The sequence below is a fragment of the Leifsonia sp. NPDC058292 genome, from assembly GCF_042880955.1.
Classification (GTDB): domain Bacteria; phylum Actinomycetota; class Actinomycetes; order Actinomycetales; family Microbacteriaceae; genus Leifsonia.
In genome coordinates, this window is the sequence record NZ_JBHVYL010000018.1 from 19,107 (window position 1) to 34,461 (window position 15,355).

Below are 15,355 nucleotides of genomic sequence, written 5' to 3' on the forward strand. Positions count from 1 at the left end.
GAGTTCCCATGACCGGAGTCGCTCGCAAGCGATCCGTGCTCGCCGGATTCGTTCTGATGGTCACCGCGGTTCTCGCGGTCACCGCCCTGGACGCCATCGGCCCTCCCCTTGCCGCTTCTGCGGCAACGCCGGGTCAGGTGCTGTATTCACCCAACCTGAACACCTATCCCAACGGCACCGCCGGCTATCCGCGCGCCACTCGGCTCGACTTCGACGGGTCGGCGAACCAGACCATGCTGTCGACCTTCGCCAAGGGCGGCCACGGCGCTCCGGGCACCCTGCCGATCTATCGGAGCACCGACGGCGGAGGGAACTGGAGTCAAATCTCCACGATCTCCTCGCACACCGCAGGCTGGGACATCGAGGCGCCGACTCTCTACGAGGTTCCACGCACCATCACCGGCCTCAACCAGGGCGACGTGCTCGCGGCGGGCACGGCCTGGCAGGTCGGCAACTACACGACCCAGAAGGTCGAGGTGTTCCGCAGCACCGACAAGGGCCAGAGCTGGCAATACCTGTCGGACTGCACCTCCACCAGCGGCATGCCGAACACCTGGGGTCATGGCATCTGGGAGCCGTCGTTCCTCGTCACGAGCAACAACACCCTGGCGTGTTTCATCTCCGACGAGCGCCCGGCGAACTCCGCCACGAACAACCAGGCCATCGGGCACTACACGTCGACGAACGGCGGAGTGACCTGGAGTTCGACCCAGACACAGGATGTGGTCTTTCCGAACGACAACCTGGCGCGCCCCGGGATGCAGACCTTCGCCGCCCTGCCGAACGGATCGTTCGTCATGTCCTACGAACTGTGCCGTGACGCGACGAACGCCGACCACGCCTGCGAGGTCTACGTGAAGTTCAGCTCCGACGGCTTGAACTGGGGCGCGGCCGGAACGGCCGGCACGCTCGTCAGCACGGCCGACGGTCGCCAGCTCCTGCACACGCCGTTCATCTCCTGGGCGCCCGGTGGGGGAGCGAACGGAACGCTGCTGCTCTCCGGCCAGCGCGTCGTCTCGGGTCCGACGGGAAACAAGACGGTTCTCGCCGAGTCCGGCACGGTTCTGTTCACCAAGACCAACCTGGGCGCCGGCGCGTGGACCGAAGCGGCGACGCCGGTGACCGTGAACCCGACCGGCGGTTACGCCACGGGCGTTCCGTCCTGCCCCGGATACTCGACCCCCGCCATCCCGCGCGAAGACGGCACGAGCTACGTCTACTTCGCCGCCACCTGGCTCGGTCAGGGCAATCAGTGCGAGCTTCGTTTCGGGCGCGGCAGCCTTCCGGGACCGACGGGGACCGTCGGTGCACCCGGTGGCAAGTGCCTCGACGTCGACACGAACACCGCCACCAACGGCAATCCTGCCCAACTCTGGACCTGCGGCACGGCCACCGGCCAGGTGTGGTCGGTGAGCTCCGACGGCACGATCCGCGCCTTCGGCAAATGCCTCGACGTCGACGCCAACGGCACGGCGAACGGCACCAAGGTGCAGCTCTGGGAGTGCATCGCCGGCTCGGGTGCGCAGCAATGGCGCGCCCAGGCGAACGGTGCGCTGCTGAACCCGCAGTCGGGCCGATGCCTGGATGATCCGGCTGGCAACACGGCCGACGGCACCGACCTGAAGCTCTACGACTGCAACGGGCTGTGGACACAGGTGTTCAGCCTGCCGGGGTACCCGACCGGGCCCATCACCGGGCCGGCGAACAACGCGCTCTGCGTCGACGTCGACACCAACACGGCGGTGAACGGCCGGGCCATCCAGACCTGGACGTGCAACGGCGTTCCGGGTCAGCAGTGGACCGTCTCGCCCGATCAGACCGTGAAGGCGTTCGGGAAGTGCATGGACGTCGGCGGGGCCGGCACGGCGACGGCGAACGGCACGCCGATTCAGCTGTGGGACTGCAACGGCAGCGGCGGCCAGAAGTGGGCCGTGCAGTCGAACGGCTCGCTCCTGAATCCCGAGTCGGGCCGGTGCCTCGACCTGCCGGCGGGCAATCTGACCCCGGGAACGGATCTCGCCCTCTACGACTGCAACGGTCTCTGGCCGCAGCAGTGGAAGGTCGCCGTGTGACGGCCTTCTCGTAGCAACCTGGAATAGGGGGGTGCGCTCGAAAGTTGAGCCTAGTAGACTCAAGTTTGCGAGACGACGAAAGGATGCGAATGGCTAACATGCAAGGCGCACCCTCCACCCAGGAGGAGCAGAAGAGCGCCCTCGAACAGTACGGCGTGAACCTCACCGAGATCGCCAAGAGCGGCAAGCTCGATCCGGTGATCGGGCGCGACGCCGAGATCCGCCGCATCAGCCAGGTGCTCACGCGACGCACCAAGAACAACCCCGTGCTCATCGGCGAGCCCGGCGTCGGAAAGACGGCGGTCGTCGAAGGTCTTGCCCAGCGCATCGTCGCGGGTGACGTGGCCGATTCGCTGAAAGGCAAACAGCTCGTCTCCCTCGACCTCTCCGCCCTCGTGGCCGGCGCGATGTACCGAGGCCAGTTCGAGGAGCGGCTGAAGGCCGTGCTCAAAGAGATCAACGACGCCGAGGGGCAGATCATCACCTTCGTCGACGAGCTGCACATCCTGATGGGCGCCGGCGGCGGCGAGGGGTCGGTCGCGGCCTCCAACATGCTGAAGCCGATGCTGGCCCGCGGGGAGCTCCGTCTCATCGGGGCGACCACACTCAACGAGTACCGCGAGTTCATCGAGAAAGACGCCGCCCTCGAGCGCCGCTTCCAGCAGGTGTACGTGGGTGAGCCGAGCGTCGAAGACACGGTGGCCATCCTTCGCGGGCTGAAGGGTCGGTACGAAGCGCACCACGGTGTCACCATCGAAGACTCCGCCCTCGTGGCCGCCGCGTCCCTCTCCAACCGCTACATCACGGCGCGTCAGCTGCCCGACAAGGCGATCGACCTGATCGACGAGGCCGCGAGCCGGCTCAAGATGGAGATCGACTCGGCCCCGGTCGAGATCGACACGCTGCAGCGCGTGGTCGAGCGGATGAAGCTCGAAGAGTTCGCGCTGAAGAAGGAGAAAGACGAAGCCAGCAAAGAGCGTCTCGCCCAGTTGCAGGCGCGGCTGCGCGAGAGCGAGGCCGAGCTCGGCGAACTGCAGGAGCGCTGGCGGCTGGAGAAGGCATCCCTCAACCGGGTCGGCGAGTTGCGCTCACAACTCGACGAGGCCAAGACGAAACGTGACGTCGCTCTGCGCGAGGGTCGCTACCAGGAGGCCTCGAAGATCGAGTACGAGACCATCCCTGCCATCGAGCGCGAACTGGCCGAGGCCGAGCAGGCGGAACAGCATCCCGACCGGCCCCGCATGGTGAACGAGCAGGTGACCAGCGACGACATCGCGTCGGTGGTCGCTGCGTGGACGGGCATCCCCGTCGACCGGCTCACCAAGGGCGAGACAGAGAAGCTGCTGCACCTCGAGTCCGAGCTGGGCAAGCGTCTCATCGGTCAGAAGCCGGCCGTGAAAGCGGTCGCGGATGCGGTGCGCCGCACCCGCGCGGGCATCTCCGACCCCGACCGGCCGACGGGCTCCTTCCTGTTCCTCGGGCCGACCGGTGTCGGCAAGACCGAGCTCGCGAAGGCGCTCGCCGCCTTCCTGTTCGATGACGAGAAGGCGATGGTGCGCATCGACATGAGCGAGTACGGGGAGAAGTTCTCCGTGTCGCGGCTTGTCGGTGCTCCTCCCGGCTATGTCGGTTACGAGCAAGGCGGTCAGCTGACCGAAGCCGTGCGCCGTCGCCCGTACTCGGTGATCCTGCTCGACGAGGTCGAGAAGGCGCATCCCGAGGTCTTCGACGTGCTGCTGCAGGTGCTCGACGACGGGCGGCTCACGGATGGGCAGGGTCGCACGGTCGACTTCCGCAACGCCATCCTGATCCTCACCTCGAACCTGGGCAGCCAGTTCCTCGTCGACCCGACCCTGAGCCGGGAAGAGAAGGTGCAGGCCGTTCAGCAGCTCGTGCGCGAGGCGTTCAAGCCCGAGTTCGTGAACCGGCTCGACGACATCGTGATCTTCGAGACCCTCGACAAGGAGGAGCTCGGCGAGATCGTCGAACTGAACATCGACAGACTGATGCGCCGCCTGCAGGAGCGCCGCCTTGAACTCGCGGTGACCCCGGATGCGCGACGCTGGCTCGCCGAGCGCGGCTACGACCCGATCTACGGAGCGCGGCCGCTGCGCCGGCTGATGCAGCAGGAGATCGACGACCGGCTCGCCACCGCGCTGCTCGCCGGTGAGATCCGCGACGGCGACCTGGTGCGCGTCGACGTCGCGCCCGACCACAGCGCCCTCACGGTCACCCCGGCCCGCGACTGACGACACCGGCACCGAGTCCGGTTCCGAACAGAGGGGTCCCGACACGCCGTCTGAGTGCCTCACGGCACGGGGTGTCGGGACCCCTCGATGGTGCTGCGGGCGGGCGCAACAGGGCCGGCGGGCGGAGCGGGAGCGTAGGCTCGTCAGCATGCTTGCGACTGTTATCCACGGTGAACGCGACGTTCGTGTCGAAGACGTTCCCGACCCTGTTCTCTCCACCGGCGGCGACGCGATCGTCCGCGTCATCGCCGCTTGCGTGTGCGGTTCCGACCTCTGGGGCTATCGCGGTGTGGTTCCCACCACCGCACCCCGCCGCATCGGACACGAGTTCGTCGGTGTGGTCGAGGAGGTCGGCGCGGAGGTGGCGAAGATCAAGCCGGGAGACTTCGTGATCGCGCCGTTCTACGACTGCGACATGACCTGCGTGAACTGCCTCAACGGTGTCAGCACATCCTGCCTGAACGGCGGATGGTGGGGCGCAGACGACAAGCTCGGCGGGTTCGCCGACGGTGGGCAGGGGCAGAAGGTTCGCGTTCCCCACGCCGACGGCACGCTCGTGGCGACGCCCGAGTATCCGCGCGCCGAGCTCATCCCGAGCCTCCTCACGCTCTCGGATGTGATGGGAACGGGCCACCACGCCGCGGTCTCCGCCGGGGTCACCAAGGGCAGCACGGTCGTCGTCGTGGGTGACGGCGCCGTCGGCCTCTGCGCCGTGCTCGCCTCGGCGCGGCTGGGCGCATCCCGCATCGTCGCGATGTCCCGCCACGAGTCGCGGCAGGAACTCGCGCGTGCGTTCGGCGCGACCGACATCATCGCCGAGCGCGGAGACGAGGGCGTCGCCGCCGTGAAGCAGCTCTTCGACGGCATCGGTGCGGACTGCGTGCTGGAGGCGGTCGGCACCAAGGAGTCGATGGACCAGGCGATCCGTTCCGCCCGCCCGGGTGGCATGGTCGGCTACGTCGGCGTTCCGAACGGCGGACCCGAACTGCCCGTGCGCCCGTTGTTCAACAGCAACATCGGCGTCAACGGCGGCGTCGCGCCCGTGCGCAACTACATCGAGGAGTTGCTGCCCGACGTCTGGTCGGGCGCGATCGATCCCGGGCGCGTCTTCGACCTCGAGGTGCCGCTCACGGAGGTGGCCGAGGCCTACGCCGCGATGGATGAACGCCGCGCCATCAAGTCGCTCGTGCGCCCCTGACGCCCGCCCGCCCCTCTAGGAGTTGACGACCACGATGTCGGCGAGGGCGTTGCGGGTGCGCGGGGCCAGCTCGCGCTCGCGCAGCCGCTCGGGCAGCGCATCCGGGTCGCCGAGCATGCCGAGCGCCGTGACCGAGATCGGCTGAAAACGCTCGTCGAAGCCGAACGCCACACGCAGCGCGTCCGCCTCGATGCCGCCCATCTGGTGGGCGTGCAGTCCGTCGTGGTGGGCCTGGATGGTGAGGTGGGCCACAGCCTGGCCGAGGTCGTAGGTGGCGAACCGGCGCGGGTTGCCTTCGGCGTCGATCACCTCGGCGATCGCGAGCACGAGCACGCTGGCCGAACCGGCCCACACCTTGTTGAAGCCCAGGAGGTTCTCGGCGATGGTGTCGAACGCGGCGCTTCCCCGGCGCGCGACGACGAACCGCCACGGCTGCGAGTTGCTGGCCGACGGCGACCAGCGGGCGGCCTCCAGGGCGGCGTGCAGCTTGGCCTCGTCGATCTCCGCCGCGGCGTCGAACGCTCGCGGGCTCCAACGCTCGGCGAGGGCGGGAAGAAGGTCGGCCGTGGTGTCGGCTGCGTGCGAGTTGAGCTCGGCGATGGACATGTCACTCCTGTGGATGCGGGATCTGTGGGTGGCTCCATTGCCGATCTATGTAAACGCATCCGTCTGTGGGCTATTCCCAGGTTCGGCGGCAGCTGTCAGTGGCTGCCCGTTCATTCGCGTTCGTCAAACGGTCGCGTCGAAAAGCTACGCAGACCGCCCCCGACGATGAACGGTTTGTTTCGAGAATGTAAATTCTGACCCCGTTCGGGGGGCGTTTCAAGCCCCCGAAACCGCCCGAAAACGGCTCCGAAGCCGGGGTACAGCGGGTGGGGTACGCCGAACGTCGACCGCCGGGCGTGTGCATCCGGAGACGGTATCCGTTTCGGCGGCTGACCGGCGCTTCCTCGACCCCTGAACGAGGGCGTGTCCGTCATTGTGCCGACAGTTCCGAACTGTCCTCATGTCGGCGGACACCATTCGCAAAACGAACCTGCCCCACAGGTCCCATCGGGGCCCGCCCAGTGTGTTTCGGGGCGGAAGAACCGCGCTTGCGCCACGCCGGAGCGCCCAGCTAGAAACGTCATCAACCCGATTCGAACCATCGTCCTCAACGCCGCGGATGCCGCCCCGTCGATCACGAAAGGTCCCATCGTGTTCATCTTCATTCTTCAAATCCGTCACATGCTCGAAGGCCATCCGCAGCTGTACCTGTTCGCCGTCTACTCCGCGTTGATCTGGTTTCTGTGGTTGTTGAAGGTGGTGATCTCTCGCCGGTATCGGGCGTACACCGATGAGTTCGCGGTGTCGACGAGTGTGGTGGTTCCGGTGGTGGATGAGCCGCTCGACCTGTTTCGGGATGTGTTGGGGCGGATGGTGGAGCAGCGTCCGGGGGAGATCATCGTGGTGATCAACGGTGCGGAGAATCCGGGGCTGGTGGAGGTGTGCGAGGAGTTCGCGCCGTTGGTGCGGTGGACGCACACGCCGATCCCCGGCAAGCGGAACGCGGTGATGATCGGGACGAAGATGTCGACCGGGGACATCACCGTGTTGGTGGATTCGGACACGGTGTGGACGCCGGACACGCTGAGCGAACTGGTGAAGCCGTTCAAGGATGACCGGGTCGGTGGGGTGACGACGAAGCAGCGGATTCTGGAGCCGAACCGCACCTGGATCACCCGGTGGGCGGACTGGTTGGAGAACTCGCGGGCGCTGTACTCGATGCCGGCGCAGTCGGTGGTCGGTCAGATCGGCTGCCTGCCGGGCCGGACGATCGCGTTCCGCCGGTCGATTCTGATGCGGGTGATGGACAAGTTCATGACCGAGAAGTTCCTCGGTGTGTTCCTGGAGGTCTCCGACGACCGCACCCTGACGAACCTCACCCTGAAGGAGGGGTATCGCACCGTCTACCAGCACACCTCGTTGGTGTACACGGATGCGCCGTTGAAGGTGAAGAAGCTGTTCAAGCAGCAGTTGCGGTGGGCGCGCGGGTCGCAGTACAACACGTTGCGGATGCTGCCCTGGATGCTCGGCCACGCACCCCTGCTGGCGTTCTTCTTCGTGATGGACATCATCCTGCCGTTCATCCTCGCCGGGGTGCTCGGCGGGTGGATCTACCGGTCGATCACGGGGCAGGGCTACAACTTCTACCAGGGGTTCTTGAAGGAGTACGGCATCTCGACCGGCATCATCACCGTGGTCGCGTTGATGGTGGCCTCGAGCGTGATCAGCATGTCGATCCGGCAGATCCGGCACCTGTCGGAGAAACCGACCGACTTCTTCCGCCTGCCGGTGTTCATCATCGTCTCCACCTTCTTCCTCATGCCGATCCGGCTCCTCGGGTTCTTCCGGATGGCGCACGCCTCCGGCTGGGGCACCCGCGCCGGCGCCTACGCCGGAGGACCCACCGAGATCACCGACGACAACGACATCGCCGAGTCGGCGGCCGCGGGCACCACCGCGCCGGCCTCGCTCGCCCTGCCGGACTCGGTCGGCGGCGTATCCACGGCCACCGCCCTCGCCACCCGCGCCGAAGTGCGCACCGCCCTCGCGGCGGAGTCCAAGCCGGCGCGGGCCAAGCGCGCCGAGCGCCGGCGCCTCAACCCCCTGGCCGGAATCCCGTACCTGATCGGTTTCTCGATCCTGATCCTGGAGGCTTTCTTCCTTGTCTGACAAAGCATCGACCTGGTGGGCGCAGAGCCGCTCACGATCGCAGGCCACCGCTGCCGCGTTCGTCGTCTTCGCGCTCGCTCTCGGCGGCATCTCCGCCTTCGTCTGGGCCTCCCCGTCGAACGCTCCCGTTCGCGACGCCGTCGCCGAGGCGGTCACCGCGGTGAACCCGCTGGCGAACGAGAACGCGAAGCTCGAAAGCAAGCTCGCATCCGCCAGCTCGCAGCTCGCCAAGCAGAAGGCGCTCGTGAAGCAGCTGCAGGCCAAGGCGCTCGCGTCGCAGTCGTCGAACGCCAAGCAGCTCGCCCAGGCGCTCCAGCGCGCGAACATGGCCGAGGCATCCCTCGCCAGCGTGAAAGCCGCCGCAGCGAAGGCCGCAGGGTCGAAGACGGGAAGCTTCTCGGGCACCAAGACCGGCTCGACCGGTGGCGGTTCCGGCGCCCAGCCCGACCCGATCACGGCTCCGTCGAAGGCGGAACTGCTGCAGCCCGCCGGCCGGTACTTCGGCATGTACACCGAGCAGGCCCCGTTCAACTGGGCAACGTTCGACGCGACCAGTGCGAAGATCGGCGTTCAGCCCAACATCGTCGGCTACTTCAGCGGCTGGGATGAGACCTTCCGGGCCAACGCGGTGACCCGCGCCTGGGAGCAGGGCCGCATGCCGATGATGACCTGGGAGTCGCGGCCGATCGACGCCGGCAACGACACCAACGTCGCACCGGACTACTCCCTGCCGAAGATCATCGGCGGCTCGTTCGACACCTACCTGCACCAGTACGCGAAAGATATCGTCTCGACGGGTCTGCCGCTCGCCATCCGTCTCGATCACGAGATGAACGGCATCTGGTACCCGTGGTCGGAGACCGACGGCCAGGGCAATTCGATCAACGGGAACAGCGCGGGCGACTACGTGAAGATGTGGCGTCACGTGCACGACATCTTCCAGCAGGAGGGCGCCAACGACCTCGTGATGTGGGTCTGGTCGCCGAACATCGTCAACAACCTTCCGGCCACCCACAAGGTCGACGGCTACCTCGACGGCCTGTACCCGGGTGACGACTACGTCGACTGGGTCGGTCTCTCGGGCTACTTCCGCCCGCCGTACAAGGCCGACAACGACTTCTCGTTCGACTACACGTTCAAGGCGAGCCTCGACAGGCTGCGGGCGCTCACCGACAAGCCGATCATGCTCTCCGAGGTCGGCGCATCCGAGACCGAGGGCCACAAGGCCCAATGGATCACCTCGTTCTTCGACGCCCTCGGCAAACCCGAGAACGACGACATCATCGGCTTCTCCTGGTTCAACCTCGCGGTCACCAGCTACGTCGAAGGCACCCGCGCCACCAACGATTGGCGCATCGATTCGCGCGCCGACTCCCTGTCGGCGTTCATCGCCGGCATCACCAAGCCCGAAGACCATTTCACGCTCACACCGGCCAAGTGAAAGGACAGACCATCATGAAGAAGCTGCCTAAGGACCTCCCCGCACCGCGCATCAGCGTGATCGGCACCGGCTATCTCGGCGCCACCCACGCGGCCGCCATGGCCGAACTCGGCTTCGACGTCATCGGCGTCGACACCGATCCCCGCAAGGTCGAGGAGCTCAGCGAAGGGCGCGTGCCGTTCTTCGAGCCCGGCCTGCCCGAGCTGATCAAGCGGCACGTCGCATCCGGCCGCCTGCGGTTCACCACCGACCTGGCCGAGGCGACGGCGGTGTCGGATGTGCACTTCATCTGCGTCGGCACCCCGCAGCAGTCGGGGAGCTTCGCCGCCAACCTCAGCTATGTCGAGACGGCGGCCCGGTCGATCGCCTCGAACCTCACCCACGACGGGCTCATCGTGGGCAAGTCGACGGTGCCCGTCGGAACGGCGGCGCGGCTGCGCGCCATCGTGGCCGACGCGCAGCCGGCCGGAATCAGCGCCGAGGTCGTGTGGAACCCCGAGTTCCTCCGCGAAGGCAAAGCCGTGGAAGACACGCTCGCTCCCGACCGTCTCGTCTTCGGCGGAACCTCGGCGCAGTCGGAAGCCGTGCTGCGTCAGGTCTACGCGCAGCCGATCGCATCCGGAACCCCCGTGCTGGTCGCCGACCTGCCCACCGCCGAGCTGGTGAAGGTGAGCGCGAACGCTTTTCTCGCCACAAAGATCTCGTTCATCAACGCGATCGCCGAGATCTGCGACGTCGCCGGTGCCGATGTCTCGTTGCTCGCGGATGCGCTCGGCCACGACAAGCGCATCGGCCGCCAGTTCCTGAACGCCGGCCTCGGCTTCGGCGGCGGATGCCTGCCGAAGGACATCCGCGCGCTCATGCACCGCTCCGGCGAGCTCGGCGCCCACTCGGCCGTCGGACTGCTGCAGCAGGTCGACGAGATCAACATGGGACGCCGCCAGCGCGTGATCGACCTCGCGCTGAAGGCGTGCGGCGGTTCGGTGCTCAACCGGCGCATCGGCGTTCTCGGGGCGGCGTTCAAACCGCACACCGACGACGTGCGCGACTCGCCGGCGCTCAACGTGGCGGCGGCCCTGCACCTGCGCGGAGCCCAAGTCGTCGTCTACGACCCCGAGGCTCGTGCCACGGCGCAACGCATGTTCCCGACGCTCGGCTACGTGGACTCCGTCGAGGAGGCGGTGACCGGGGCGGACGTGACCGTGGTTCTCACCGAGTGGCCCGAGTTCATCGACGCCGACCCGGTGGCGCTCGGCGGCATCGTGAACCACCGCACCGTCATCGACGCGCGCAACTGCCTGCCGGCCACCACGTGGAGCAAGGCCGGCTGGAGCGTGCTGTCGATGGGCCGCGTTCCCGAGGTCGCGCCGCTCGCCGACGATCTCGCCGAGCTCGCGTTCCGCTGAGACCCTTCCACCGCATCATCGACAGGAGAAGATCGTGACCCATTTCGTGACGAAAGCCGTCATCCCCGCCGCAGGGCTCGGCACCCGCTTCCTTCCGGCCACCAAGGCGATGCCGAAGGAGATGCTGCCGGTGGTCGACAAGCCGGCCATCCAGTACGTCGTCGAGGAGGCTGTGAACGCAGGGCTGCACGATGTTCTGCTCGTGACCGGCCGCAACAAGAACGCGCTCGAGAACCATTTCGACCGGGCGACCGAGCTCGAAGACACCCTGGCGCGCAAGGGCGACACCGACCGGCTCGAGAAGGTCAACCACTCGACCGGTCTGGCCGACATGCACTACGTGCGCCAGGGCGACCCGAAGGGCCTCGGTCACGCCGTGCTGCGCGCCAAGATGCACATCGGTCACGAGCCGTTCGCTGTTCTGCTCGGCGACGACATCATCGACGCGCGGGATGAGCTGCTCACCCGCATGCTCGACGTGCAGCGCGAGCGCAACACCACCGTCGTGGCGCTTCTCGAGGTCGACCCCGGTCAGATCCACCTCTACGGAGCGGCCGCGGTGGTGGAGACCGACGAAGACGACGTCGTGCGCATCACCGGCCTGGTGGAGAAGCCCGATCAGGCGAGCGCACCGTCGAACTATGCGGTGATCGGCCGGTACGTTCTGCGCCCGGAGATCTTCGACATCCTGGAGAAGACGGAGCCGGGCAAGGGCGGCGAGATCCAGCTGACGGATGCGCTGCAGGGCCTCGCGAGCGCTCCCGACTGGACGGGCGGCGTGCACGGCGTCATCTTCAGCGGCCGCCGCTACGACACGGGCGACCGGCTCGACTACATCAAGGCCATCGTGCAGCTCGCCTCCGACCGGCCCGACCTCGGCCCCGACCTCGTGCCGTGGCTGCGCGAGTTCGTCGGCACTTCCGCGCCGGAGTCGGCCCTGGACGCCGCGGAGGCCGCCGGTGCGCCGGTCGAGCCTGCGCCGATCGAGTCGCTGCCGGTCGAGCCACTTGTGGCGCCGGAGCCGGTCGTCGCCTCGACGCGCAAGGCGGCCAAGGGTGACAAGGAGCTGGTTCCGGCGCTCGAGTAGGCGCTCCGCGTCTGCGGCTCGGGCTCGGGGTCAGTCCTCGAGGCCGAGCCGCTTCAGCGTGTGCTTCTCGCTGTGTCCGGCATCCGTCTCGATCTCGTCGACGGAGATCGGGATGGCCGGCCCGATCGCCAACCACACGAAACCGTCGCGGTGCACCAGGGGAACGAGATCGGTGGTGCCGTCTTTGAGCAGGGTGCGGATGCGCTTCAACAGCGCATACCCTTCCGACGGCCGGGTCACATACGTCTTGCGCCGGTAATGCACGACGTGCGCGACGGTCTTCGCGCTCAGTCCTTCCACCTGGGAGTCGCTCAACGTCTCTGTCATGGCTCGGGTCCTCTCGTCGGTACTGCCGCGAGCCAACGCTACGCGCGCCGCGCGCCAGGTCAAGAGCCGCCGTCGATGCCGTGAGTCGCGTCTTGTACGCGGATAGGGTGTTCGGATGGACGCGACACCCTCACGCACACGGATCGCGGGTGTCACGCCGGCGCTGCTCGACGACCTGGCCGACCGTGGCTGGCCGGCAGTGCAGCGCACCGAGGTCGACGGATGGTCGCTGCGCTTCTCCTCCGGCGTGACGAACCGGGCGAACTCCGCGCTGCCGTCGCAGCCCGTGCCCGACATCGGGGCGACGGTGGATGCGGTGGAGCGCGAGTACGCGCGCCGCGACCTACCGGCCGTGTTCCAGGTCAGCGAAGCGACCCCGGCGGGTGTGGCAGAGCACCTGATCGCCCGGGGCTACGCCCAGCACTCGGCCACCGGCATCATGGTCGCCGCCATCGACGACGTGCTGGCGGCCGGGACCACCCCTGCTCCTGCACTGTGGAAGTCGCCGCGCGTCGATGTCTCCGATGCGCCCGACGACGCGTGGCTCGACCTGTGGTGGTCGGTCGACGGGCGCGGCGACGACGCCGCGAAGTCGGTCGCCCGCGAGATCCTCACCGGCGGTCCCGCGCTGTACGCGGCCGTGCCCGCCCCCGGTACCCCCGAGGCGGTCGCACGACTCGCGCTGGTCGGCGAGTGGGGCGGCCTGTTCGCGGTGGCGACGCATCCGCTCGCCCGCCGGCGTGGCCGCGCCCGAGCGGCGATCCTGGCGCTGGCATCGGCGGCGCAGAGCTACGGCATCGGCAAGCTCTGGCTGCAGGTGATGGCCGACAACACAGCCGCGATTCGGCTCTATGACGGGCTCGGGTTCGAGCGGGCTTCGTCGTACGTCTACTTCACGCGGTAGCGCCCGGTTAAAACCACGATGCCGGGAGCATGGACCCTAGGGGTGGTTCACGCGCCCGGCATACGTTTCGGGGTTATCGGTAGAGGATATTCGGGTTCCTCTGTCGACTCTTGAACTCTAGCGGAGAATTCCGCTCGTGTGGGTCAAATGGAGGACAAATTTGTACCCCAGTTGGAGTGGCAGGCCGCGCTAGGCGGCGAGCTCCTCGATGAGGGCGGCCACGAAGGCGTCGATGTCGTGCTCGGTGGTGTCGAACGAGCACATCCAGCGCACCTCGTTGTTGGCCGCATCCCAGTCGTAGAACCGGAAGTGCTCGCGCAGCCGGTCGGCGACACCGGTCGGCAGCGTGGCGAACACACCGTTCGACTGGGTCTGCTGGCTGAATCCGACACCACGGATGCTGCCGTCGGCGATGCCCGCCTCGAGTGCCGAACGCAGACGGCTGGCCATCGCGTTCGCGTGGGAGGCGGAGCGCAGCCAGAGGTCGTCGGTGAGCATGGCGATCAGCTGGGCGGAGATGAAGCGCATCTTCGACGCGAGCTGCATGTTGAGCTTGCGCAAATAGATGAGTCCGTCGGACGCCTCGGGATTGAGTGCGACGATCGCTTCGCCGTAGAGCATGCCGTTCTTGGTGCCGCCGAAGCTGAGCACGTCGACGCCGGCGTCTGTGGTGAACGCGCGAAGCGGAACGCCGAGGGACGCGGCGGCGTTCGCGATGCGTGCGCCGTCCATGTGCAGTTTCATGCCGCGGGCGTGCACGTGGTCGGCGATGGCCTTGACCTCCTCGACCGTGTACGCGGTGCCCAGCTCGGTGGTCTGGGTGATCGAGACGACGAGCGGCTGAGCGCGGTGCTCATCCCCCCAGCCCCACGCCTCGCGGTCGATGAGGTCGGGCGTGAGCTTGCCGTCGGGCGTCTCGACCGTCAGCAGCTTGATGCCGCCGACGCGCTCGGGCGCTCCGGCCTCGTCGGTGTTGATGTGCGCGGTCTTCGCGCAGATCACCGCGCCCCAGCGGGGAAGCATGGACTGCAGGCCGACGACGTTGGCTCCCGTGCCGTTGAACACCGGGAACACCTGCACGCCCTCGCCGAAGTGCTGCTCGAACACCTCGTGCAGGCGTGCGGTGTAGACGTCTTCGCCGTAGGCGATCTGGTGGCCCTCGTTGGCGGCCGCGATGGCGTCGAGGATCTCGGGATGCACTCCCGCGTAGTTGTCGGAGGCGAAGCCGCGCAGGGCCAGGTCATGGAGTTGTAGCGTCACCCTTCCATCCTCGCAGGCTCCAGCGGCTGCCGAACGCCGTTGATGGCCGTGGCCTCGGCGCTCCACAGCGCGACGACCCACTGCGCCAGCTGCTCCTCGAGTCCGGAGAGCGACTTCACCACGAAGATCGCCGCTGCGGCGGAGGGTGCCTCTTTGGCGAACCCCTGCGCGACGGCGCGGGTCCAGGCATCCGCCGCAGCCTTGGCCGCCGCATAGTTCGCGCCGCCGGCGTACGGCTTGTCGACGGCGGTCGACGAGACCACCGCCAGCCGCCCGGCCGGCGAGGCGACGAGATCGTCGTAGAGCACGCGCGTCGTGTTGCGCAGAGTGGTGAACGAACGCTCCAGAAACTCCCAGTCGTCGTCTGTCTGGCCGGCGATGCCGCCTCCGCCGCGCCAGCCGCCCACCAGGTGCACGAGACCGTCGACGTTGCCGAACTTCAGGTGGATCCGCATCGCGAGTTCGGCGACGGCGGAACGGTCGGCGAGATCGCAGACCCTCGTGTCGACGCCCGGCACCGCGAGCGCGAGCGTATCCAGTGCCTCCGGCCGGGTGCCCACGGCGAGCACCGTGGCGCCCGCCGCGACCAGCGCGCGCGACACGGCCTCGCCGCTCGCGCTCGTGGCCCCGGCCACCAGCACGACCTTCCCGCCGAGAGGCCCGGATGCCTCCATCCGGGCCCCGCGGGAGTCTCCG

Annotated in this window: 12 protein-coding genes; 8 read left to right on the plus strand and 4 right to left on the minus strand. The window is 67.7% G+C overall.

Annotated features, from left to right (window positions below; genetic code table 11):
• Positions 1–8 precede the first annotated feature (8 nt).
• From ACFVWR_RS11425 to ACFVWR_RS11435, 3 genes are all read left to right on the plus strand, one after another.
• Positions 9–2,072, plus strand: a complete 2,064-nt coding sequence (locus tag ACFVWR_RS11425; RefSeq protein WP_387211562.1) for a ricin-type beta-trefoil lectin domain protein — start codon at positions 9–11, stop codon at positions 2,070–2,072.
• Positions 2,073–2,161: 89 nt separating this feature from the next.
• Positions 2,162–4,321 (plus strand): ATP-dependent Clp protease ATP-binding subunit, encoded by a 2,160-nt coding sequence (locus ACFVWR_RS11430; RefSeq protein ID WP_387211565.1) that lies wholly within the window; start codon positions 2,162–2,164, stop codon positions 4,319–4,321.
• 148 nt (positions 4,322–4,469) lie between these two features.
• Positions 4,470–5,519 (plus strand): zinc-dependent alcohol dehydrogenase family protein, encoded by a 1,050-nt coding sequence (locus ACFVWR_RS11435; protein ID WP_387211568.1) that lies wholly within the window; start codon positions 4,470–4,472, stop codon positions 5,517–5,519.
• Between the two features lie 15 nt (positions 5,520–5,534).
• On the opposite strand, the gene ACFVWR_RS11440 is transcribed toward ACFVWR_RS11435, so the two are convergent.
• Entirely contained in the window at positions 5,535–6,125 is a 591-nt protein-coding gene (locus ACFVWR_RS11440; protein ID WP_387211571.1) for a nitroreductase family protein, read from the minus strand.
• Between the two features lie 591 nt (positions 6,126–6,716).
• Here ACFVWR_RS11440 and ACFVWR_RS11445 point away from each other — a divergent pair.
• From ACFVWR_RS11445 to galU, 4 genes are read left to right on the plus strand one after another with little or no spacing between them, the layout of a single operon-like run.
• A complete protein-coding gene (locus ACFVWR_RS11445) occupies positions 6,717–8,234 on the plus strand; it encodes a glycosyltransferase (protein ID WP_387211574.1) in 1,518 nt (505 codons plus the stop codon).
• Positions 8,227–9,675 (plus strand): glycosyl hydrolase, encoded by a 1,449-nt coding sequence (locus tag ACFVWR_RS11450; RefSeq protein ID WP_387211577.1) that lies wholly within the window; start codon positions 8,227–8,229, stop codon positions 9,673–9,675. Before ACFVWR_RS11445 ends, ACFVWR_RS11450 begins: the two co-directional genes overlap by 8 nt.
• 14 nt (positions 9,676–9,689) lie before the next feature.
• On the plus strand, positions 9,690–11,081 hold the full coding sequence (locus tag ACFVWR_RS11455; protein WP_387211580.1) for a UDP-glucose dehydrogenase family protein: 1,392 nt from the start codon (positions 9,690–9,692) through the stop codon (positions 11,079–11,081).
• Between the two features lie 31 nt (positions 11,082–11,112).
• The gene (gene galU, locus ACFVWR_RS11460; RefSeq protein WP_387211711.1) at positions 11,113–12,168 is read left to right on the plus strand and encodes a UTP--glucose-1-phosphate uridylyltransferase GalU; all 1,056 of its coding nucleotides are present in this window, start codon (positions 11,113–11,115) and stop codon (positions 12,166–12,168) included.
• Between the two features lie 30 nt (positions 12,169–12,198).
• On the opposite strand, the gene ACFVWR_RS11465 is transcribed toward galU, so the two are convergent.
• Positions 12,199–12,495, minus strand: a complete 297-nt coding sequence (locus ACFVWR_RS11465) for a hypothetical protein (RefSeq protein WP_387211583.1) — start codon at positions 12,493–12,495, stop codon at positions 12,199–12,201.
• A gap of 115 nt (positions 12,496–12,610) precedes the next feature.
• Between ACFVWR_RS11465 and ACFVWR_RS11470 the strand changes: the two genes are divergently transcribed.
• Positions 12,611–13,399: a GNAT family N-acetyltransferase gene (locus ACFVWR_RS11470; RefSeq protein ID WP_387211586.1), complete on the plus strand. Its 789-nt coding sequence runs from the start codon at positions 12,611–12,613 to the stop codon at positions 13,397–13,399.
• Positions 13,400–13,588: 189 nt separating this feature from the next.
• On the opposite strand, the gene ACFVWR_RS11475 is transcribed toward ACFVWR_RS11470, so the two are convergent.
• Both ACFVWR_RS11475 and ACFVWR_RS11480 read right to left on the minus strand, forming a co-directional pair.
• The gene (locus tag ACFVWR_RS11475) at positions 13,589–14,659 is read right to left on the minus strand and encodes a threonine aldolase family protein (protein ID WP_387211589.1); all 1,071 of its coding nucleotides are present in this window, start codon (positions 14,657–14,659) and stop codon (positions 13,589–13,591) included.
• Entirely contained in the window at positions 14,656–15,333 is a 678-nt protein-coding gene (locus ACFVWR_RS11480) for an SDR family oxidoreductase (RefSeq protein WP_387211714.1), read from the minus strand. Before ACFVWR_RS11480 ends, ACFVWR_RS11475 begins: the two co-directional genes overlap by 4 nt.
• Positions 15,334–15,355: the final 22 nt, after the last annotated feature.

Coding starts and splice junctions, on each gene's coding strand:
- ACFVWR_RS11455 (WP_387211580.1), top strand. CDS start 9,690: ATGAAGAAGCTGCCTAAGGACCTCCCCGCACCGCGCATCAGCGTGATC.
- ACFVWR_RS11425 (WP_387211562.1), top strand. CDS start 9: ATGACCGGAGTCGCTCGCAAGCGATCCGTGCTCGCCGGATTCGTTCTG.
- ACFVWR_RS11465 (WP_387211583.1), bottom strand. CDS start 12,495: ATGACAGAGACGTTGAGCGACTCCCAGGTGGAAGGACTGAGCGCGAAG.
- ACFVWR_RS11430 (WP_387211565.1), top strand. CDS start 2,162: ATGGCTAACATGCAAGGCGCACCCTCCACCCAGGAGGAGCAGAAGAGC.
- ACFVWR_RS11435 (WP_387211568.1), top strand. CDS start 4,470: ATGCTTGCGACTGTTATCCACGGTGAACGCGACGTTCGTGTCGAAGAC.
- ACFVWR_RS11470 (WP_387211586.1), top strand. CDS start 12,611: ATGGACGCGACACCCTCACGCACACGGATCGCGGGTGTCACGCCGGCG.
- ACFVWR_RS11440 (WP_387211571.1), bottom strand. CDS start 6,125: ATGTCCATCGCCGAGCTCAACTCGCACGCAGCCGACACCACGGCCGAC.
- ACFVWR_RS11480 (WP_387211714.1), bottom strand. CDS start 15,333: ATGGAGGCATCCGGGCCTCTCGGCGGGAAGGTCGTGCTGGTGGCCGGG.